The sequence below is a fragment of the Streptomyces phaeolivaceus genome, from assembly GCF_009184865.1.
GTDB lineage: Bacteria > Actinomycetota > Actinomycetes > Streptomycetales > Streptomycetaceae > Streptomyces > Streptomyces phaeolivaceus.
The window spans coordinates 5,068,498-5,088,092 of the sequence record NZ_CP045096.1; the positions used below are offsets into that span (position 1 = coordinate 5,068,498).

Consider the following 19,595-nt stretch of genomic DNA (forward strand, 5'->3'; position numbering starts at 1 on the left):
GGGCCCCGGAGCGCTCAGCGGCGCGGTGTCTCCAGTCCCAGCAGTCTGTCCTTGAGGGCCGGGAACTGTTCCCGGGTGGTCGCGACCCTCGTCGGGTCGAACTCGACCGTGAGGACCTCCTCGTCGGGGCCCGCCTCCGCCAGCACCTCGCCCCAGGGGTCGACCACGATCGAGTGGCCGGCCTGGGGAACTCCCGCGTGGGTACCGGCCGTTCCGCAGGCGAGGACATAGGCCTGGTTCTCGACGGCGCGCGCCCGTGCCAGCAGGGTCCAGTGGGCGCGGCGGCGCTCCGGCCAGCCGGCGCAGAGGACGAAGGTCTCGGCGCCCGCGTCGACGAGACCGCGGAACAGCTCGGGGAAGCGGAGGTCGTAGCAGGTGGCGATGCCGACGGTCGTGTCGGGCAGACCGAGGGTGACCAGTTCCGAGCCCGCGCCCATCAGCACGGCCTCGCCCTTGTCGAAGCCGAAGCGGTGGATCTTGCGGTAGGCGGCGGCGAGGTCGCCGGACGGTGAGAAGACGAGGGAGGTGTTGTAGAGAGATCCGTCAGGTGCGCGCTCGGGGATCGAGCCCGCGTGCAGCCAGACACCCGCGTCGCTCGCCGCCTTGGCCATCGCCTCGTGCGTCGGCCCCTCCAACGGTTCGGCCGCCGTGGCGAAGGACTCGAACGCGAATGCGCCGGTGGTCCACAGCTCCGGTAGGACGACAAGATCGGCACCGGCCTGCTCCCGCACCAGGGACGCCACCCGCCGCCTGCGCGAATCGACCGATTCGTCCTCGTCTACGCGGATCTGGATGAGCGAGGCGCGCACACTACCACCGTCCTGGCATTCGAGCCGTCCACACCGGCCTACGATCGTCACACGAAAGCACTGCCGGGGTGCCTCACAGCAGCGTAACTTAACGTTCCACAGCACCCACTGACAGCCGCCGACGACCTACTCACCGCCGTCAACGCCGACGCCCCAACTGAAAACCGTCGCCCACATACCCATACGCACCGACCGTACTGACAGGTACCGACCGCCCGAGGGGTCCCGTTCCGTGAGTCTGCATCCCACTCTTCAGCCCTACGCCGACGCCTGGACCCACTCCGTGGACGCGATATCCGAGCTGGTGTCGCCGCTCGTGGAGGGCGAGTGGAACCGGCGGACGCCATGCCCGGGATGGTCGGTGCGCGACGTGGTCTCCCATGTCATCGGCCTGGACTGCGAGATGCTCGGCGACCCGCGGCCGATCCACACCCTGCCGCGCGACCTGTACCACGTACGGACCGAGCACCAGCGGTACATGGAGATGCAGGTCGACGCCCGCCGTCACCACACCGCGCCCGAGATGACCTCCGAGCTGGAGTACACGATCATCCGGCGCAACCGTCAGCTGCGGAACGAGTCGCGGGCCCCGGGGCACAAGATCCGTGGCCCGCTCGGCACCGAACTGACCCTCGAACAGGCCATGCGGAACCGCGCGTTCGATGTGTGGGTCCATGAGCAGGATCTGCGCGCCGCGCTGGGCATGCCCGGGAACCTGGACTCGCCGGGCGCGCTCGTCGTCCGTGACGAGCTGCTGTCCGTGCTGCCGAAGGTCGTCGCCGAGGACGCGCAGGCGCCGCGCAGTTCGGCCGTCGTCTTCGACGTCCACGGGCCGGTGGAGTTCATCCGCACGGTCCGCGTCGACATCCAGGGGCGCGGCACCCTGGAGACCTCCCCGGCACTCGGCCCCGCCGCCACCCTCACCCTCGACTGGGAGACCTACGTCCGTCTGGCCTGTGGCCGTGTCACCGCCGATCTCGTCGCCGACCGCATCAAGGCCGAGGGCGACCCCCATCTGATCGCGGCGATCCTGCGGGCCTTCGCGGTGACCGTGTAGCTCTCGCGGGTGCCCGCGCCCGGCCCGGGGCGCGATCAGGCGAACTGGTCGAAGGCCAGCTTCGTCACCATGCCCACCACCACGACCACCAGCACCACACGGACGAAGCCCGAGCCCCTCTTGAGCGCGGTCCGTGAACCGAGCACGGCTCCGGCGATATTGCCGACGGCCATGCCCATGCCCAGGGCCCAGAGCACATTGCCCTGCCAGGCGAACACCGAGAGCGCGCCCAGGTTGGAGGAGGCGTTGACGACCTTCGCCATGGCCGCGCTCTCCAGGAACTGGGTGGCCAGCAGCGAGGTGAAGGTGATGATCAGAAAAGTGCCGACACCGGGGCCGAACACCCCGTCGTAGAAGCCGATCCCGACGCCCGCGAGCAGGACGGCCGCGATCCGGCGCCGCCGGGTCACCGCCGCCTCGATGTGCCGCACGCCGAACGACGGCTTGACGGCCACCAGGAGCGCCACGCCGACGAGCAGCGCCATGACGACGGGGCGGAAGTACCCGGTCGGGACGTTCGCCGCGCACAGCGCGCCCAGGGCACTGGACGGCACGGCGAGCGCCGCGGCCGGCAGAAGTATCGAGCGGTCGAGCCGGGCGCGCCGCTGGTACAGATACGCGGCGGTCGCGGTCCCCATGACCGCGGCGACCTTGTTGGTGCCCAGCGCCGTCGCGGGCGCGTGGTGCGGGAACGTCAGCAGCAGCACGGGGATGAGCAGCAGGCCGCCCCCGCCCACCACCGCGTCCACCCACCCGGCCGCCGTCGCGGCGAGCAGCAGTCCGAGCACGTCGAAGACATCCATGGCGATCCCCCCGTAGCCCACAGAGCTTGATCAAGCTACGGGACGGATCACCCCGATGTAAGGGTTGAAAAGCGCCAGCGCACCTGACGATTCCGGACAGCAGCGTAAGACGGGAAAGCCCCTTACGCCGGTACGTGCACCGTCTCCACCCGGCTGGCCACCAGCCGTTCCCGTTCACGGCGGGCCGCACGGCCGCGCAGCCGGAAGATCTGGCTCAGACCCAGCGCCTGGAGGACGAAGACGGCGGAGAAGGCGATGCCGTAGTCGTCGTCGGTCAGGTCCAGAAGGACGCCGACCGCGAAGAGGGTCGTCATGGAGGCGACGAAACCGCCCATGTTGGTGATTCCGGAGGCGGTGCCCTGACGCTCCGGCGGATTCGCCGGGCGGGCGAAGTCGAAGCCGAGCATCGAGGCCGGGCCGCAGGCGCCGAGGACCGTACAGAGGACGATCAGCAGCCACATCGGCGCGTGCTCGCCGGAGGACAGCACCGGGTACAGGATCGTGGTCGCCCACACCGCCGCCGTCGCGAGGACCGTGCCGAGCGCCAGCGGCAGCCGCGCCGCGTGGTGCCGGGCGACGATCTGGCCGTACACCAGTCCGACGACCATGTTGGACAGGACGACGAGGGTGAGCAGTTCACCGGCGGTGCCACGGCTGAGCCCCTGCGCCTGGACCAGGAACGGCAGCCCCCACAGCAGCAGGAACACCATCGCCGGGAACTGCGTGGTGAAGTGCACCCACATCCCGAGCCGGGTGCCGGGCTCCCGCCAGGACGCCGCGATCTGCCGCCGGACGTACGCCGCCCCGTGGTGCGGGAAGGGCTCCGGCTCGTGCCCCTCGGGGTGGTCCTTGAGAAACAGCAGGGTCAGGACGAGGACGACGAGACCGGCGACCGAACTGCCCGCGAAGGCCGCCGTCCAGCCCACCCCGTGCAGCAGCCGGGCCAGCAGCAGCGTCGAGACCAGGTTGCCCGCCATACCGACCAGGCCGGCCATCTGTGCGACAAGCGGACCGCGCCGGGCCGGGAACCAGCGGCTGCCCAGCCGCAGCACGCTGATGAAGGTCATCGCGTCACCGCAGCCCAGCAGCGCCCGCGACGCAAGCGCCGTGCCGTACGACGGCGACAGCGCGAAGCCGATCTGGCCGGCGGTGAACAGCAGGATGCCCAGGGTCAGCACCTTCTTGGTGCCGAGCCGGTCGACCAGCAGGCCGACGGGTATCTGCATGCCCGCGTAGACCAGCAGCTGGAGTATCGAGAAGGTCGACAGGGCGGAGGCGCCCACGTGGAAGCGGTCGGCGGCGTCGAGACCGGCCACGCCCAGAGACGTACGGAAGATGACGGCGACGAAGTAGACGGAGACACCCACGCCCCAGACGGCGAGGGCGCGACGGCCGCCGGGCGGGTCCCCGGGCAGGGACCCGGCGGACGAGGATATGGCGGGGCGGCTCAACGGACCTCCCCCCGCGCCAGGTTGGAGAACCAGTTGACGTGCCGGTGCACGATCTCCACGGCCGCCTCCGCGTCGCCCGCGCGCAGCGCCCGAAGGATCTGCTCGTGCTCGATGAGCGTCTTGGTGATGCGGTCGGGGTGGGCGTGCATCACGGCGACGCCCATCCGCAGCTGCCGGTCGCGCAGTTGGTCGTAGAGGCGGGAGAGGATCTCGTTGCCCGCGCTGCGGACGATCTCGGCGTGGAAACACCGGTCGGTCACCGCGGCGCCCGCGAGGTCCCCCGCGGCGGCCTGTGCCTTCTGTTGTTCGAGCAGCTCTTCCAGCCGTTCGATCAGCCGCGGGGAGGCCGGGACCGTCTTGCGGACCGCGTGCTCCTCGACCAGCTGACGGGTCTCGACGACGTCCGCGATCTCCTGCGCGGAGACGGGCAGCACCAGGGCGCCCTTCTTCGGGTAGAGCTTGATCAGCCCCTCGACCTCCAGCCGCAGCAGGGCCTCCCGCACCGGCGTCCGGGACACGCCGACCGCCTCGGCCAGTTCGCCCTCGGTGAGCAGCGTGCCGCCCTCGTAACGGCGCTCCAGGACGCCCTGTTTGACGTGGGCGTAGACACGGTCGGCGGCGGGGGGCTGCTTCACGACGGCGGGGGCGGGGGCCGGGGCGGAGGGCATGGCCACAGCATAGATACAACACGTACGCATCGCCGCTCCCGTCCACGATCCGGGACGGGGACCCCACCCTGAACCCGTCAGAAGACTGTGAGATGGACTTGAATTGACCCCCGGCTCACCCAGCGCACAACCTTTTGTGCTACTCACTTGTCACACGAGAAGCGGCCCTGCTTGCCCGCAACCGGAGCCCAAGTGGCCGCGCTCCACAGACATTTGACGCAATCGGGGTACTTGACTTGATTACCGCCATAAAGGGCGCGCGTGTCCGCAGAGCCGCTGCAGTCGTCGTGACCACCGGTGCGATGATCGCGACCGGAGTCGTCGGCTCCGCTCCCGCGCAGGCCGCCGTCGCGAAGCCCACGATCACCGCCAAGGGCGCGTTCGTGATGAACAGCGCCAATGGCAAGGTCCTCTTCACCAAGGCCGCTGACACCAAGAGGCTCACCGCCTCCACCACGAAGGCCATGACCGCCAAGGTCGTGCTGTCGCAGTCGAACCTGAACCTCGACGCGAAGGTGACGATCAAGAAGGAGTACAGCGACTACATCGTCAAGAACGGTGCCTCGTCGGCCAACCTGATCGTCGGTGACAAGGTCACTGTCCGTCAGCTGCTCTACGGGATGATGCTGAAGTCGGGCTGCGAGGCCGCCATGGCGCTGGCCGACAAGTTCGGTTCCGGCTCGACGATCGCGGCCCGCACCAAGAACTTCATCGCCAAGATGAACTCCACCGCCAAGAGCCTCGGCATGACGAACACGAAGTTCGACTCGTTCGACGGCATCAGCAAGGGCGCGAACGCCTCGACCCCGCGCGACCTGAGCAAGCTCGCGCAGAACGTCATGAAGAACGCGACGTTCAAGAAGATCGTGGCGACGAAGTCGTACACGGCGAAGACCATCACCAAGACCGGCAGCACCCGCACCATGGCGGCGTGGAACAACACCAACGACCTGCTGGGCTGGAAGGGCACCATCGGCGTCAAGACCGGTTCCGGCACCGAGGCCAAGTACTGCCTCATCTTCGCCGCCACCCGCAACGGCAAGACGATCGTGGGCACCGTCCTCACCTCCTCCTCCGCGGCCAACCGCACGGCGGACGTGAAGAAGCTGATGAACTACGGCTTCGCCACGCTGTAACCACACCAGCGCGAGGAAGGGGGCCGCCGCTCGACAGCGACGGCCCCCTTCGCGGTTCAGCCCCGAGTCCGCCCCACATGCTCCGCGAACGATGCCCACGCCCGTGGCGTGAGCCGGAGTATCCGCCCGTCCGGGTCCTTGGAGTCCCGGACGGCGACGGTGCCAGGTGTGTTGCGAGCGACTTCGACGCACTCGCCGTGCGCATCGCCGCTGCTGTACGTAGACCTCCTGAACTCGAATCCGGACATGTCGGCTTACATCTCCTTGCGGATGTTGTCGATGAAGCTGAGGGATTCGTGCCGCGCCATCCCCAGCCGGGTGAGGCGATCGAAGATCGCGTTGTGACGCGCGGCATCAGCCTCGCTCTCCAACCAGACCTTCGTCGAGACCGTGTCCGCTTGTACGAGGTCCAGGGCACCCGGCTCGGCGAAGGAAACCACGGTGAAGGCACTGGTCAACCCCGGGTGGGCACCCGCGAAGAACGGGACGACCTGCACCCTCACGTTGGGCCTGCGTTCCGCGTAATTCGCTATGCCTAGAGCCCAGATATGGCACGTGACCTGCGAGGACGAGCGCCGCGAGGCCATGACCGCGCGGGCCCAGGACGTCGCTCGTGCAAGCGGCCAGGGTGTCCTGCGGCTCACCGCGCTGATCGCGGTCACGGTCACCGACCTGGAGCAGTTGGAAACCGCGTGCGCCGAGCTCCAGGCGGACGCCTCGTCAGCGGGCCTGGAGATCCGCCGTGTGTGGGGAGCCCAGGACGACGCGTTCTCCGTCGCGGCTCTGCCTCTCGGCCTGGGCCTGCCCGACCGGCGGGTGGGTCTCTGATGCCGTTCTTCCGCCGCGGTGACATCGACGACACGAAACTCACGGCATCCCGACTGGGAGATTTCCTCGACGAGGTGGAAGACAGGCCAGTCCCCAAGCAGCTCTCTGCGAAGGAGCGACGTCGTTCCCGACTCCTGGAGAGTCCCGAAGCGGCCATGCGGATCGCACCGCGCAAGGGCTGGCCCCAGCCGTTCGCCGGACGGATCGCCTCCATCGCGAAGGCAGAGGTCTTCCGGGCCGACACCGTGCGCGCCAGCGGAATCTACCCCTTCCTGCATGCGGCGAGCCTCCCGCCGATCGGCGTGTACATCGGGTGGAACACCCTGACCATGCAGGCGTTCTCGGCCCATCCGGCCGCCTGGGTCCGCGAGGGGCTGTGTACGAACCCCAACGTGATGGTGACCGGCATCCCAGGCAGCGGTAAGAGTGCGCACATCAAGGCGCTCTGCTTCCGCCTGATGGCCCTGGGGCACCGGACCTTGATCGCTGGTGACGTCAAGGGCGAGTACAAAGCGTTGTGTGAGCACCTGGGTGTCAAGCCGGTCCGTCTCGGTCCCGGGCTTCAGGGGCGGCTGAACCCCTTGGACGCGGGGCCGCTGGGCCATGAACTTGAAAACATCAAGGACAAAGCGGTCTTCCAGGCCCGGGTCAAGGAGATCCACCGCAGGCGGTTGACCTTGCTGAAAGCCCTGCTGGAGCTTCAGCTCAAGCGGAACCTTCGACCGGAGGAAGAGGAATGCCTCGACGTCGCGGTCCGCGAGGTCACCGGCGAACTCTACGGGCAGAGCCACTTGGATGTGCCGACGCTCCCCCTGGTCTATGCGAAGCTGCGTGACCCGAGCGAGGCCATGGCGCGCGAGCTGCGGGTGCGGGACGACGACATCCAACTCGCCCGTGAACACATGGCGTCCCTGCGCAGTGCGCTCGGCGGGATGATCACCGGTCACCTCGGCGGTCTCTTCGACGAGAAGACCTCGATCGGCCTCGACTGGGACGCCCCGATCCAGAGCGTGGACATTTCGGCCTTGGAGCAATACGGGGACGAGACCGTGGCGATGGTGCTGACGTGTGTGTCGTCCTGGGCTCAGTCCGCGATCGACCGGCCGGGCGAACGCCCGTGGATCGTGGTCCGGGACGAGTTGTGGCGGCAGATGCGAAGCGGTGGCGCCGCGATGGTGAGAAAGATCGACGCCGATCTCCGACTGTCCCGCGCGACCGGCACGATCCAACTCCTGGCCACGCACCGCCTGTCCGACTTCGAGAGTGTCGGCGCCGCAGGGTCGGAGGCCGTGGCCATCGCTAAGGATCTCATCGCGAGCTGCGAGACCCGCATCCAGTTGGCCCAGGACACCAAACCGCTCCAGATCACGCGCGAGGCGATCGGACTGACCGACGCCGAGTGCGAACTGATCGGAAGCTGGGGTGCCGGCCAACGTGGCCGCGCACTGTGGAAGGTGGGCCGCAGCGGCGGCTCACACGCCGTTCAGCTGATGCTGTCCCACACCGAGAAGACCCTGTTCGAGACGGACGAGCGGATGGTGGTGTGACCGTGGCCGACAAGTCCTCAGGCAGCGGCCTCGACGACAACACACTGCTCGCCGCGTACTGTGCGGGCCTCGCCGTCGCCCTGGGCGGTGCGGTGCTTCTGGCCGGACCACTGGCCGCATTGCTCACCGGGCACGGCTGGGCGCATTCCAGCGTCGGCATACCCGAAACAGTGCTGCGCGCGATGGTCAGCGGCCCCGGCTCCGTCTTCGCCCCGGCCCCGCCCAGCTGGTTGTTCTACCTGCTCGTGGTGGTGTTGTTGCTCGGGTTCTTCCTGGTCATGCTCAAGGCCGTCAGCCTGTTGAACTTCGGTGCCCGCACAGGTGGTGCGCAGTGGGGTGGCGCGCCGGTCGAGCGCAGACTCAAGGCCCCGCAGGAGCCCACCCGACGGGCCAACCGCATCACCGCCGGCCGCGGCATGCACACGAACAAGATCGTTGCCGCCCAGCCGAACATCAGCGCCACGGTATTCGGCGTACCCGGCTCTTCCAAGACCACCGGGCTGGTACTGCCCAACGCGGCAGAGTGGCAGGGCCCCCTGGTGGTGACCACGACCAAAGCGGCCGACCTCGACATCGTCTATGCCCGGCGCCGCGCCCTCGGTCCGGTCTGGGTGATCGCTCCGGCGGGTGTCCCGGGCCGGGAGACCGACAAGTGGTCGCCGGTGGAGTACTGCACCGACGCCAAGGCCGCCGACCGCATGGCGTCGTGGATGGCCGAGGCGTCCTCCTCCAGCGACGACAAGCGCGCCGCCCCCTGGATCGACCAGGCCAAGAGCGTACTCAAGGGCGTGCTGCTGGCCGCGAACCTCTCCGGCGGCGGCATCAGCGCCATGCGCCGCTGGCTCGCCTTGGGCAAAGACGCCGTGGACCACGTCCGTTCCGTGCTCCAGCAGCATGGCTACACCGAAGTCGCCGACGACTACGCCTCCCCCTGGCTGCGGCTGCACGAAGACGGCATCGGCTCCATCCAGTTCAGCCTCAACGTCCTTGCCCGCGTCTACGCCGACGAAGAGGTCCGGGAGACCTGCGCGGGCACCGACTTCACCGTCGAGGACCTACTGGCCAAGAACGGTACCGTGTGCCTGATCGCATCCGAGGCCGACGCCGAACGCTTCGCCCCTCTGCTGACCTCGATCATCGCCTCGATCATCCACGGCGCCGAAGTCGCGTACAACGCCACGGGCAAGCCCCTCGATCCAGGTCTCGGGGTCCTGGTCGACGAAGCGGGCAACATGCTGCGTTACCCCCGACTGCCCAACATCCTCACAACCGGCCGCGGCATGGGCATCACATTGCTGACCGTGTGGCACGACCTGTCCCAACTGCGCGATCGCCTCGGTACACAGAAGGCCAACACCGTACTGTCTGCCTCCGGTCTGCGCATGCTATTGCCGGGGTGCGGCGACCTGGAGACACTCCGATACTTCTCCGGCCTGTACGGCCGCACCGAGACCCTGCGCACCTCACATGGCCGCTCCCGCGGCGAGGTTTCCACCAACACCTCTCTCACCGAGACCGACCTCGCCCCCGTGCACTCCCTGCAGCAGCTCAAAGAGTTCACCGCCATCGCCCAGTACTCCAACCAACCGCCGATCAAGGTGAAGATGCGACTGACATTCCGCGACCGCGACCTCAAACGACTGTTGGCAGGCCCGCGGGCGACCGACTCGGGCCGGCCCATGCGTCCGGACAAGACCGCTGCGCCCGCTGCTGAGAAGACCGGCCATGGCTGATTCACTCGAACCATCGGACGCCCTGTGGCCGGCCGCGCAGACTGCTGTTCCGGAGTCAAGCCGCTGGGTGTGGGCAGCCATGTCCCCGCCCGAACGCCGGGCCCGGCTAAGCGAGTTGCGCACATGGGTGGAGTGGCTGTGCCACACCGCCGAACTGCATAACGAGGTCCCGCCTTGCTGGTACCAGCACCGGTGGCTCCGCGAGATGCTCACCGCCCTGTACCTTGGCTGGCTACGCGCGTACGAGGCCGAGAAGCCCGCTGGGCGCGCATTCACCGAAGCCGACTGGATCAGCACGGTGAACGCGTTCAAGCCGTACCTGAAGCTGCCCGCGTGCCTCAGCGGCCACCAGGAGCCGCCACTGCCGCCTCTTTCGAACCCAGGCGCCGACGACGCGTTCGAGCTATATCTGGCGACCTCGCCGGACACCACTGATCCGGCTCGGCATCCGGCCGAGGCTGCGACACGGCGAATTACCACGAAGATCCACCCGATAGCGTGAGTGTATTTATACATCGATTTTCGGACTTCACCTTCCGGAGAAGCCCACCGACAATCGGGGAAATCCCAACGCATCAAGGAAAAAACGAAGGTGATCTCTTGAGTATTTTCCCTCCTCCCGAGGACCCTTACCGGGACGTGCCGACCGCCGCGGTGTTCGACCTCTTTGCCGAGGCCGCGAACCGTCTGACCGGTCGACTGGTCCACCTTTCCAACCATGCCGACACAGAAGTCGAACGTGACCATTGGTGGGCCTTGGTTATGCGGCTGAGAAACATCCGGCGCAGTGTTCCCGCCCACGACCGAGAGCAGCTCATCTCATATATCAAGAAGTGGACCAAGGAGCTTGAGGAGTTGGGGTCTGCGGGACGTGGCTGACATCAGTTCCTACCACCTCACAAGGCCACAGATCAGGGACTGGTTCGAGGAACATGTACGGGAATTCATTTTCGGTGGGCACAGTACTAGCGAGCAGCCCGTGCTGGTCATGGTTGGAGGCCAACCCGGCGCCGGGAAAACCATGGCCATGCAGGCCGCCCAGGAGCGGCACGCCGCCGGTGACATCATCGCCCTGACAGCAGATGACTTGCGGCCCCTGCACCCCCGCTACGACGACCTGATGCAGGATGATCCGCTGCTGATGGTGGATGCCACCACGCAGGCCACATCAGTATGGATGCAGATGGCCTTCGAGTACGCGCGTGCCCCCGAGCATCAGTACAGCATCATGATGGAAGGCACGTTCCGAGACCCGGCGGCAACTCTCCTGGATGCGGAGAAATTCGCGAAGGCCGACTTCTCCGTCGAACTGGTAGCGCTCGCGGTGCGGCAGGAGCGCAGCCGCCTCGACGCGTTGTACCGCTACCTACCCGCTGCCGACGCCCAGCCAGGCCGATGGGTCTTCGCCGACCGCCATGACCAGTCCTACCGCATGGTTTCGGCCACAGTAGAGGCGGCCGAGGCCAGCCCTCACGTCCAGCGTGTGACTGTCACGAACCGCTCGGGCGCCGACCTATACGTGAACAGTCGGGATACGAACGGGCATCTCGTCGCTTCAGCTCAAGGCTCCCAGGCAGTTGACTCGGAACGCAATCGGCCATTCACCCCGCAGGAGGCCCGCGGCTGGCTCTCCCGACAAGCCGACACCCTGATCGCGTTCGCAGCGGCAGGAGAGGTCACCGATGTCTCCCGGGACCTGCTCCGGCAAGTCACCGGGCCCGATTCGGAGCTGATCGCCGCCATGGCGGACCCAGATACCCGCCGTTCCCATTCGGCCATGAAGCCGCTGCTGCAGACCTTGGTAGACGAGCCGTTCCAGGCGAACTCACCTGTTCCTCTGAGACTGCAAACTGAGCAGAGCCTCCACGAGTACGCCCGTCATCTTGGCCAGGCCGAAGCCTCGGTCCGTAACAGCGCGCCGCCGTCCATCGAAAGCGGTGAGGAACTCGCTGCGAGACTGGAAGCGCTGGGTGCCACGCCAGAGGTGGTGGAGCGAGCACGGAACTCAGCTCGCGAAGATCAACAGTATGCCCATCTGCAAACAGCCCGCGTCCGAGATCAGGCAGAAAGGTTGGGCGAGTCGCGTGCCGCGGTGGCTTCGGAACTACAGCGCCGCAGCCATCTCTCCCCTGTAGAACGTCAGGCGGAGGACGCCCTGCGGACCCGTCTGAACACCGCGCTGGAGACCGTGCGCGCAAAGCAATTTCCGGAGGCGCCCGCTGCGGTCCAGCAACGGATAGAAAAACGACACCAATCGGTTCGGCGTAAGAGCGAATCGCTGTAAAGCACCAGAAGCCGGTGACTGGAAAACACGGTCTCGGCAAGAGATTCCCAAGACCGTAACCGGAGCTTACGGTCTCAGTGTTCCCGCAGGTCAGTGCTGGTGCCGAGCGATGAGTCGCACCCCCGAAGTACTGAAAAAGAAGGGGCTGGTCGCAAGACACTTGCGACCAGCCCCTTCACGCTCTCCCTACCCGGCGAAATACCTCACGCCCAGGTGATCAACCGCTTCGGCTGTTCCAGGATCGCCGCCACGTCCGCCAGCACCTTGGAGCCCAGTTCCCCGTCCACCAGCCGGTGGTCGAAGGAGAGTGCCAGGGTGGTGACCTGGCGGGGCTTCACCTTGCCCTTGTGGACCCATGGCTGGAGGCGGATCGCCCCGACCGCGAGGATCGCGGACTCGCCCGGGTTCAGGATGGGCGTGCCGGTGTCGATGCCGAAGACACCGACGTTGGTGATGGTGACCGTGCCGCCCTGCATGGCGGTGGGGGAGGTCCGGCCGTCCTTGGCGGTCGAGACCAGCTCGCCCAGCGACTGCGCCAGTTGGGGCAGCGTCTTGGCGTGGGCGTCCTTGATGTTCGGGACGATCAGGCCGCGCGGGGTGGCCGCCGCGATCCCCAGGTTCACATAGTGCTTGACCACGATCTCCTGGGCCGCCTCGTCCCAGGAGGCGTTGATGTCCGGGTTGCGCCGGATCGCGACCAGCAGGGCCTTGGCGATCAGCAGGAGCGGATTGACCCGCAGGCCCGCCAGCTCCTTGTCCTGCTTCAGCTCCTCGACCAGCTTCATCGTGCGGGTCACGTCGACCGTCACGAACTCGGTGACGTGCGGCGCGGTGAACGCCGAGCCGACCATCGCCGCCGCCGTCGCCTTCCGGACCCCCTTGACCGGGACACGGGTCTCGCGCGCGCCGTCGTACGACGCCACCGGCGCCGGGGCGACGACGGGCGCGGCGGAGGGTACGGGCGCCGCCACGACGGACTCGGGGGCGGCCTGCGGGGCCACCGCCGCGTGGATGTCGTCGCGGGTGATGACCCCGTCCGGGCCGGACGGGGTGATCGTCGCCAGGTCCACCCCGAGGTCCTTGGCCAGCTTGCGGACCGGCGGCTTCGCCAGCGGACGCTGCCCGCCCACGGCGTGACCGTGACCGTGTCCGTTCAGCTCGCCCTGGACACCCTGGATCGCGGTGGCCGCGTACAGCGTGTCCCCTGCGGGCGCCGAGGCCGCCGGGACCCCCTTGCGGGGGCGGCGCTTGGTGGAGGACTCGGCGACCCCGTAGCCCACGAGGACCGGCTTGCGGCCCTCGGGCTTCTTGGCCGTCGGCGCGGCGGCGGGCGCGGGCTTCGCCGCGGGCGCGGCGGGCGCCGCGGAGGACGCGGTCTCCGCCGCCGGGGCCGTGTCCGGCGCCGCCCCGCCCGTGACGTCCACCGCGATGATCGACGTACCGACGTCGACCGTGGTGCCCTCGGGGAAGTGCAGTGCGCGTACGACGCCGTCGTACGGGATGGGCAGTTCGACGGCGGCCTTGGCCGTCTCGACCTCGCAGACGACCTGGCCGTCGGTGACGGTGTCACCGGGCTGGACGTACCACTTGAGGATCTCGGCCTCGGTGAGTCCCTCGCCCACGTCGGGCATCTTGAACTCGCGCGGAGACGTGTCTGTCATCGTCGTCACGGACCTCTCCCTCAGAACGCCAGCGAGCGGTCGACGGCGTCGAGCACCCGGTCCAGATTCGGCAGGTACTCCTCCTCCAGACGGGCCGGCGGATACGGGGCGTGGTATCCACCGACGCGGAGGATCGGGGCCTCCAGGTGGTAGAAGCACCGCTCGGTGATACGGGCGGCGATCTCCGCGCCCGAACCGAAGAACACCGGGGCCTCGTGGACCACGATCAGCCGGCGCGTCCGCTCCACGGACGCCTGGATCGAGTCGAAGTCCAGCGGGGACACCGACCGCAGGTCCAGGACCTCCAGGGCCCGGCCCTCCTCGGCCGCCGCGTCGGCGACCTCCTGGCAGAGCTTCACCATCGGGCCGTACGCGGCGAGCGTGAGGTCGGTGCCCGCACGGACGACACGGGCCTTGTGCAGCGGGCCGGGGATGGCCTCGGGGTTGACCTCGGCCTTGTCCCAGTAGCGCCGCTTGGGCTCGAAGAAGATCACCGGGTCGTCGCTCTGGATGGCCTGCTGCATCATCCAGTAGGCGTCCGACGCGTTCGACGGCGAGACCACCTTCAGGCCCGCCACATGCGCGAAGAGCGCCTCCGGGGACTCGGAGTGGTGCTCGACCGCGCCGATGCCGCCGCCGTAGGGGATCCGGACGACGACGGGGAGCTTGACCTTGCCCAGCGAGCGCGCGTGCATCTTGGCGAGCTGGGTGACGATCTGGTCGTACGCGGGGAAGACGAAGCCGTCGAACTGGATCTCGACCACCGGCCGGTAGCCCCGCAGGGCCAGGCCGATGGCGGTGCCGACGATGCCCGACTCGGCGAGCGGGGTGTCGATCACCCGGTCCTCGCCGAAGTCCTTCTGCAGGCCGTCCGTCACCCGGAACACACCGCCGAGCTTGCCTACGTCCTCGCCCATGACGAGGACCTTGGGGTCGGCTTCGAGGGCCCTGCGCAGCGATTCGTTGATCGCCTTGGCGATCGCCATGCTCTTCACGCCCGGCTGCCCGGCCGTCTGCGTGGCTGTCTGCGTGGTCATCGCTACTTGCCCTCCTCTTCGTCCACATCGGCGAACGACGCCTGGTACGCGGCGAACTGGGCGCGCTCCTCGTCCACGAGCGCGTGTCCGTCCGCGTACGCGTTCTCGAAGATGGCGAAGTGGTCCGGGTCGGGCATGGCACGCACCGCTTCGCGCACTCGCCTTCCCAACGCCTCGCTCTCCGCTTCGAGTTCCGCGAAGAATCCCTCGTTCGTGTCCGTTTCGGATTCCAGGTGGCCGCGCAGGCGCGCGATCGGGTCCTTGGCCTCCCAGGCCACCCGCTCGTCGTCGTGGCGGTACCGGGTGGGGTCGTCGGAGGTGGTGTGGGCGCCCATGCGGTAGGTGTACGCCTCGACCAGGGTGGGGCCCTCGCCCCGGCGGGCCCGCTCCAGCGCCCACTTGGTGACCGCGAGGCAGGCCAGTACGTCGTTGCCGTCGACGCGGACGCCCGGGAAGCCGAATCCCTGGGCGCGCTGGTACAGCGGGACGCGGGTCTGCTTCTCGGTGGGCTCCGAGATCGCCCACTGGTTGTTCTGGCAGAAGAACACGACCGGCGCGTTGTAGACCGCGGAGAAGGTGAAGGCCTCCGCGACGTCGCCCTGGCTGGAGGCGCCGTCGCCGAAGTAGGCGATGACCGCCGAGTCGGCGCCGTCCTTGGCGATGCCCATGGCGTAGCCGGTGGCGTGCAGCGTCTGGGAGCCGATGACGATCGTGTAGAGGTGGAAGTTGTTGCCGCTCGGGTCCCAGCCGCCGTTGTTCACGCCGCGGAACATGCCGAGCAGATTGGTCGGGTCGACGCCGCGGCACCAGGCGACGCCGTGTTCACGGTAGGTCGGGAAGACGTAGTCGTCCGGGCGGGTGGCCCGCCCGGAACCGATCTGGGCCGCCTCCTGGCCGAGCAGCGAGGCCCACAGGCCCAGCTCGCCCTGGCGCTGCAGGGAGGTGGCCTCGGCGTCGAAGCGACGGGTCAGCACCATGTCGCGGTACAGGCCCCGCAGCTCGTCGACGGTGATGTCGGCGACGAACGGGTCGTACTCGGCGTTCTTGACGCGCTTGCCCTCGGGCGTCAGCAGCTGAACGAGTTCGGGCGATGCGTCGGTCGGCTTCTTCGCAGTGGCGCGCCTGGTGCCGGTGGTGCCGGCCGCCTTGCTGCCGGTGGTGCCGGTCTTGCCTGCGGCGCTGCGTCGCGGCTTGCGCGCGGCAGTGCTCTCCACGGTCACGTGTGCTCCTCCGTCGGTCCGGCCCCCGGGATTGCCGAGGACCAGTGCGGCTCGCCTGATCCCGGTGCCCGTGCACGGGGTGGGTGCCCTTGGCCGGGAACAGACGTGACAGGTGCCCCGGCGAGCGCCCTGCACGAGGCACGTTACCCAGTGCTCCACATTCCTGTGAAACCCCTACTGACCTGCGATTTTCCTTGGATTTCCAAGTAATTCGGTACTAGGGGGTCCAAGTAAGTCGCGTCCGTCGGGAACAGCTGCTGGTCACAGCACTGGCTACAGCCTGGCAGGGGGCCGGAACACCGGCACGTTATCCCGGCCACCCCGGCCACGGGAAGAGTTCGCCGGAGGCCGGCCGTGAGATCGGTGGAGGAAGTTGCTCCATCCGTGAAGACGACGGAACCGCCATATTCCGGTTCGCATACCTGCGCGACGAGCCGCAGTTCGGATCTGCGCACTCCGTGATCGGTAACGACTGTGTGTGACAAACGTGAGGTCAACGGCGTGGCGCGTGCCCTAACATCTGGCGCGTGCCGCGCTCATCTGTACTACCCCCTGTGCTTCACACGCCCCCTCTGGGCCCCCTGCTGGAGCGGTACGCCGCCGGATCGGCACTGACCTGCGACCCCGTCGACGAGGGGCTCCTCAACCGCGGCTACCGGCTCTCCACCACCCGAGGCCGGTACTTCCTCAAGCACCACTTCGACCCCGAGACCGCCGATCCGGCCGCGATCGCGCGCCAGCACCGGGCCACCCAGCGCCTCGCCGACCTGGGCGTTCCCGTGGCCCCGCCGCTCGCCGCGCGCGACGGGCGCACGGTCGCGGTCGTCGGCGGCCACGCCTACGCCCTGCACCCGTGGATCGACGGACGGCATCGACACGGCGGTCAACTGACCGATGCGCAGTGCGCCCGCCTGGGGGCGCTCCTGGGGGTCGTCCACGCGTCCCTGGAGCGGGTGATGCCGGCCGTGCCGGTACGCGGGCGGCTGATTCCCGCCCAACGGCAGGCCCAGGGCAGGGCCGCTGCCCCGCCACGGCCCTCTTGCCGTACGGACACCCCGGAGGCCGTGGCGGACGCCCGGACCGAGAGCGCGGATCCGGCCGCCACCTTCGCCCTCATCGACGAACTGCTCGACCGCGTACGGCGACACCGGCCGGCCGACGCCTTCGACGCGCTCGCCCGGCACCGGCTGCTGGAGCGACGGGAACTACTGGAGCGGCACGCGGGGCGGCGACCGCCCCAGGGCGGCTCGGTGGGGTGGGTGCACGGGGACTTCCACCCGTTCAACGTGCTCTACCGGGACGACGTCCCCGATGTGCCCGCCGCGATCCTCGACTGGGACCGGCTCGGTGTGCAGCCGCGCGCGGAGGAGGCGGTCCGGGCCGCGGTGATCTTCTTCGTGCGTCCGGTCGGCGCCCTGGACCTGGCACGTGTGCGCTCCTACGCGCGCGCGTACCGCCGTTCCGCGGGCGCCGACCCGGCCGAACTCGCGGCGGCCGTGCACCGTGTGTGGTGGGAGCGGCTCAACGACTTCTGGATGCTGCGCTGGCACTACGAGCGCGGCGACACCCGCGCCGACCCGCAGTTCCCGGCGGCCTCGGCGCTGGTGGTGTGGTGGACGCGGGAGTACGACGCGGTGTGCGAGGCCTTCACGGAGTGACCGGGTGTGAACGGAGTGACTGGGTGTAAGGGGTGAACGACCAGGAGGGCGGTCCTTACCGGACCGCCCGCCTGACACTTACGTCATCACTCACCCGACGTTCGAGGAGTCACTCCTCGTCGTCGCCGATACCGCCGGGCAGGCCCGCGGTGTCCCCGCCGCCGCTGTCGTCAGGGGACTCGACCGGCGAACTCTCCACCGGCTCCGAGGGAGTCGGCTCCTCCGTCGTCGGCTCCTCGGTCGTCGGCTCGTCCGTCGGCTCGTCCGTCGGTGACTGGCTGAACGACGGGCTCTGCGTGTACGACGGCGTGTAGTCGGGGTCGCTGCCCGAGCCGGTGCTCTCCTCCGTCTGCTCCTCGGTCGGCTCGTCGCTGGGCGACTCGCTGGTGTCCTTGTCCTTGCTGGACGTCGAGGCCGACGGGGACTTGGTGGTCCCGGTGTCGCCGCCGGTGCCACCACCGTTGCTGTTCAGCGCCAGCGCGACGCCCGCCGCGATGGCGACCACCGCGAGGACGGCGAGGATCCACAGCTTGCCGCGGCCACTGCCCCGGTTGCCGTTCCCCTCGAAACCGCCGTCGTCCCGGCCACCGCCGCCGTAACCGGGCAGGATCGGCTGCGGGATCTGCGAGGTGCCCGACTCCCCGGGGTGCGGCATGACGGTCGTACCGGACATACCGCCCGGCGGGGTGTGCCGGCCCTCGTGCACGGTGACGGGCCCGGTGTTCCAGGTGCCGGTGTGGCCGCCCTGGTCGTACAGCATCTGCAGGCCGTACTGGACGAGGCCGCGCATCTCCTCGGCCGTCTGGAAACGGTCGTCCGGCTCCTTGGCGAGGGAGCGCACGACGAGGCCGTCCAGCTCCGGCGGCGCCGCCCCCTCCGAGACCTGGGACGGCGGCACCGGGATGTCCTGGACGTGCTGGTAGACCACCGACAGCGGGGTCTCGCCGATGAACGGCGGCCTCAGCGCGAGGAGTTCGTAGAGCAGACAGCCGGTGGCGTACAGGTCGGAGCGGTGGTCGACGGCCTTGCCGAGCGCCTGCTCCGGAGAGAGGTACTGGGGCGTGCCCATGACCATGCCGGTCTGCGTCATCGTCGTCGACGCCCCGTGCAGGGCGCGCGCGATGCCGAAGTCCATGACCTTCACGGCGCCGTTGTGGGTGATGATGACGTTCGCCGGCTTGATGTCGCGGTGCACGATGCCGTGCTGGTGGGAGTAGGCGAGCGCCTCCAGCACACCGGACACGATGATCAGGGCCTGCTCGGGGCCGGGTGCCTCCGCGTTGATCAGCAGATCGCGGATGGTGCGGCCCTCGACCAGCTCCATGACGATGTACGGCACGGGGGTGCCGTTCACCACGTCCTCGCCGGAGTCGTAGACCGCCACGATCGAGTGGTGGTTGAGCCCGGCCACGGCCTGGGCCTCACGTGTGAAGCGGGCCTTGGAGATGGGGTCCTCGGCCAGGTCGGAACGGAGCAGTTTGACCGCGACCGTCCGGCCGAGACGTACGTCCTCGGCCGCGAACACCTCGGCCATGCCGCCCCGGCCCAGTCTGTGGGTCATCCGGTACCGACCGTCACCGACAAGCCCGCCGTTGCCCCACAACTCCGGCGCGTCCGACATGCCGCCGCCAGTCGCCTCGGGGTCGGACGGGCCCTGAGAGCGCTGCTGCTGTGCCATCAGTCCTCGCCGTCGTTTCTGCCCG

At 68.6% G+C, this 19,595-nt stretch carries 19 protein-coding genes; 9 read left to right on the plus strand and 10 right to left on the minus strand.

The window, feature by feature from the left end:
• Positions 1 to 14: 14 nt before the first annotated feature.
• Entirely contained in the window at positions 15 to 809 is a 795-nt protein-coding gene (locus F9278_RS23950) for a carbon-nitrogen family hydrolase (protein WP_152170162.1), read from the minus strand.
• A 232-nt stretch (positions 810 to 1,041) separates the two neighbouring features.
• Here F9278_RS23950 and F9278_RS23955 point away from each other — a divergent pair, with 232 nt between their 5' ends.
• Positions 1,042 to 1,866, plus strand: a complete 825-nt coding sequence (locus F9278_RS23955) for a maleylpyruvate isomerase family mycothiol-dependent enzyme (RefSeq protein WP_152170163.1) — start codon at positions 1,042 to 1,044, stop codon at positions 1,864 to 1,866.
• A gap of 35 nt (positions 1,867 to 1,901) precedes the next feature.
• Here the strand turns inward: F9278_RS23955 and F9278_RS23960 are convergent, their stop codons facing one another.
• The 3 genes from F9278_RS23960 to F9278_RS23970 all read right to left on the minus strand — a co-directional run bounded on the left by F9278_RS23960 (position 1,902) and on the right by F9278_RS23970 (position 4,788).
• Positions 1,902 to 2,669, minus strand: coding sequence for a sulfite exporter TauE/SafE family protein (locus tag F9278_RS23960; protein WP_152170164.1), 768 nt, complete (start codon positions 2,667 to 2,669; stop codon positions 1,902 to 1,904).
• Between the two features lie 122 nt (positions 2,670 to 2,791).
• Entirely contained in the window at positions 2,792 to 4,120 is a 1,329-nt protein-coding gene (locus F9278_RS23965; RefSeq protein ID WP_152170165.1) for an MFS transporter, read from the minus strand.
• Positions 4,117 to 4,788, minus strand: coding sequence for a GntR family transcriptional regulator (locus F9278_RS23970; protein ID WP_152170166.1), 672 nt, complete (start codon positions 4,786 to 4,788; stop codon positions 4,117 to 4,119). The genes F9278_RS23965 and F9278_RS23970 overlap by 4 nt, the downstream gene beginning before the upstream one ends.
• A 287-nt stretch (positions 4,789 to 5,075) precedes the next feature.
• Here F9278_RS23970 and F9278_RS23975 point away from each other — a divergent pair, with 287 nt between their 5' ends.
• Entirely contained in the window at positions 5,076 to 5,924 is an 849-nt protein-coding gene (locus tag F9278_RS23975; protein ID WP_152170167.1) for a D-alanyl-D-alanine carboxypeptidase family protein, read from the plus strand.
• Positions 5,925 to 5,980: 56 nt separating this feature from the next.
• Here F9278_RS23975 and F9278_RS23980 read toward each other — a convergent pair whose 3' ends face one another.
• Together F9278_RS23980 and F9278_RS23985 are read right to left on the minus strand one after the other, a co-directional pair.
• Complete coding sequence (locus F9278_RS23980; protein WP_152170168.1) at positions 5,981 to 6,172, minus strand: DUF397 domain-containing protein; 192 nt, start codon at positions 6,170 to 6,172, stop codon at positions 5,981 to 5,983.
• Positions 6,173 to 6,178: 6 nt separating this feature from the next.
• On the minus strand, positions 6,179 to 6,427 hold the full coding sequence (locus F9278_RS23985; protein ID WP_193241609.1) for a Scr1 family TA system antitoxin-like transcriptional regulator: 249 nt from the start codon (positions 6,425 to 6,427) through the stop codon (positions 6,179 to 6,181).
• Positions 6,428 to 6,479: 52 nt separating this feature from the next.
• Between F9278_RS23985 and F9278_RS23990 the strand changes: the two genes are divergently transcribed.
• The 6 genes from F9278_RS23990 (at position 6,480) to F9278_RS24015 (ending at position 12,316) form a co-directional block, all read left to right on the plus strand.
• Positions 6,480 to 6,752, plus strand: coding sequence for an SCO6880 family protein (locus F9278_RS23990; RefSeq protein ID WP_226967403.1), 273 nt, complete (start codon positions 6,480 to 6,482; stop codon positions 6,750 to 6,752).
• Positions 6,752 to 8,299 (plus strand): type VI secretion protein, encoded by a 1,548-nt coding sequence (locus F9278_RS23995; protein WP_152170169.1) that lies wholly within the window; start codon positions 6,752 to 6,754, stop codon positions 8,297 to 8,299. Before F9278_RS23990 ends, F9278_RS23995 begins: the two co-directional genes overlap by 1 nt.
• Positions 8,300 to 8,301: 2 nt before the next feature.
• Positions 8,302 to 10,032: a type IV secretory system conjugative DNA transfer family protein gene (locus F9278_RS24000; RefSeq protein ID WP_404818938.1), complete on the plus strand. Its 1,731-nt coding sequence runs from the start codon at positions 8,302 to 8,304 to the stop codon at positions 10,030 to 10,032.
• The gene (locus F9278_RS24005; RefSeq protein ID WP_226966899.1) at positions 10,025 to 10,534 is read left to right on the plus strand and encodes a hypothetical protein; all 510 of its coding nucleotides are present in this window, start codon (positions 10,025 to 10,027) and stop codon (positions 10,532 to 10,534) included. The genes F9278_RS24000 and F9278_RS24005 overlap by 8 nt, the downstream gene beginning before the upstream one ends.
• 98 nt (positions 10,535 to 10,632) lie before the next feature.
• Positions 10,633 to 10,911: a hypothetical protein gene (locus F9278_RS24010; protein WP_152170171.1), complete on the plus strand. Its 279-nt coding sequence runs from the start codon at positions 10,633 to 10,635 to the stop codon at positions 10,909 to 10,911.
• Positions 10,904 to 12,316, plus strand: coding sequence for a zeta toxin family protein (locus F9278_RS24015; protein WP_152170172.1), 1,413 nt, complete (start codon positions 10,904 to 10,906; stop codon positions 12,314 to 12,316). The genes F9278_RS24010 and F9278_RS24015 overlap by 8 nt, the downstream gene beginning before the upstream one ends.
• Before the next feature lie 203 nt (positions 12,317 to 12,519).
• Here the strand turns inward: F9278_RS24015 and F9278_RS24020 are convergent, their stop codons facing one another.
• Genes F9278_RS24020 through pdhA form a run of 3 tightly spaced genes read right to left on the minus strand, consistent with a single transcriptional unit; the run spans position 12,520 to position 16,234 of the window.
• A complete protein-coding gene (locus F9278_RS24020; RefSeq protein ID WP_152170173.1) occupies positions 12,520 to 13,986 on the minus strand; it encodes a dihydrolipoamide acetyltransferase family protein in 1,467 nt (488 codons plus the stop codon).
• 11 nt (positions 13,987 to 13,997) lie between these two features.
• Positions 13,998 to 15,014 carry an alpha-ketoacid dehydrogenase subunit beta gene (locus F9278_RS24025; protein ID WP_152170174.1) on the minus strand — a complete coding sequence of 339 codons (1,017 nt, stop codon included), beginning with the start codon at positions 15,012 to 15,014 and terminating at the stop codon, positions 13,998 to 14,000.
• A gap of 2 nt (positions 15,015 to 15,016) precedes the next feature.
• Positions 15,017 to 16,234 carry a pyruvate dehydrogenase (acetyl-transferring) E1 component subunit alpha gene (gene pdhA, locus F9278_RS24030; protein ID WP_152170175.1) on the minus strand — a complete coding sequence of 406 codons (1,218 nt, stop codon included), beginning with the start codon at positions 16,232 to 16,234 and terminating at the stop codon, positions 15,017 to 15,019.
• A 554-nt stretch (positions 16,235 to 16,788) separates the two neighbouring features.
• On the opposite strand from pdhA, the gene F9278_RS24035 reads away from it, so the two are divergent.
• Positions 16,789 to 17,892 carry a phosphotransferase gene (locus F9278_RS24035; RefSeq protein ID WP_193241610.1) on the plus strand — a complete coding sequence of 368 codons (1,104 nt, stop codon included), beginning with the start codon at positions 16,789 to 16,791 and terminating at the stop codon, positions 17,890 to 17,892.
• Between the two features lie 109 nt (positions 17,893 to 18,001).
• On the opposite strand, the gene F9278_RS24040 is transcribed toward F9278_RS24035, so the two are convergent.
• On the minus strand, positions 18,002 to 19,570 hold the full coding sequence (locus F9278_RS24040; RefSeq protein WP_152170177.1) for a protein kinase domain-containing protein: 1,569 nt from the start codon (positions 19,568 to 19,570) through the stop codon (positions 18,002 to 18,004).
• Positions 19,571 to 19,595 lie beyond the last annotated feature (25 nt).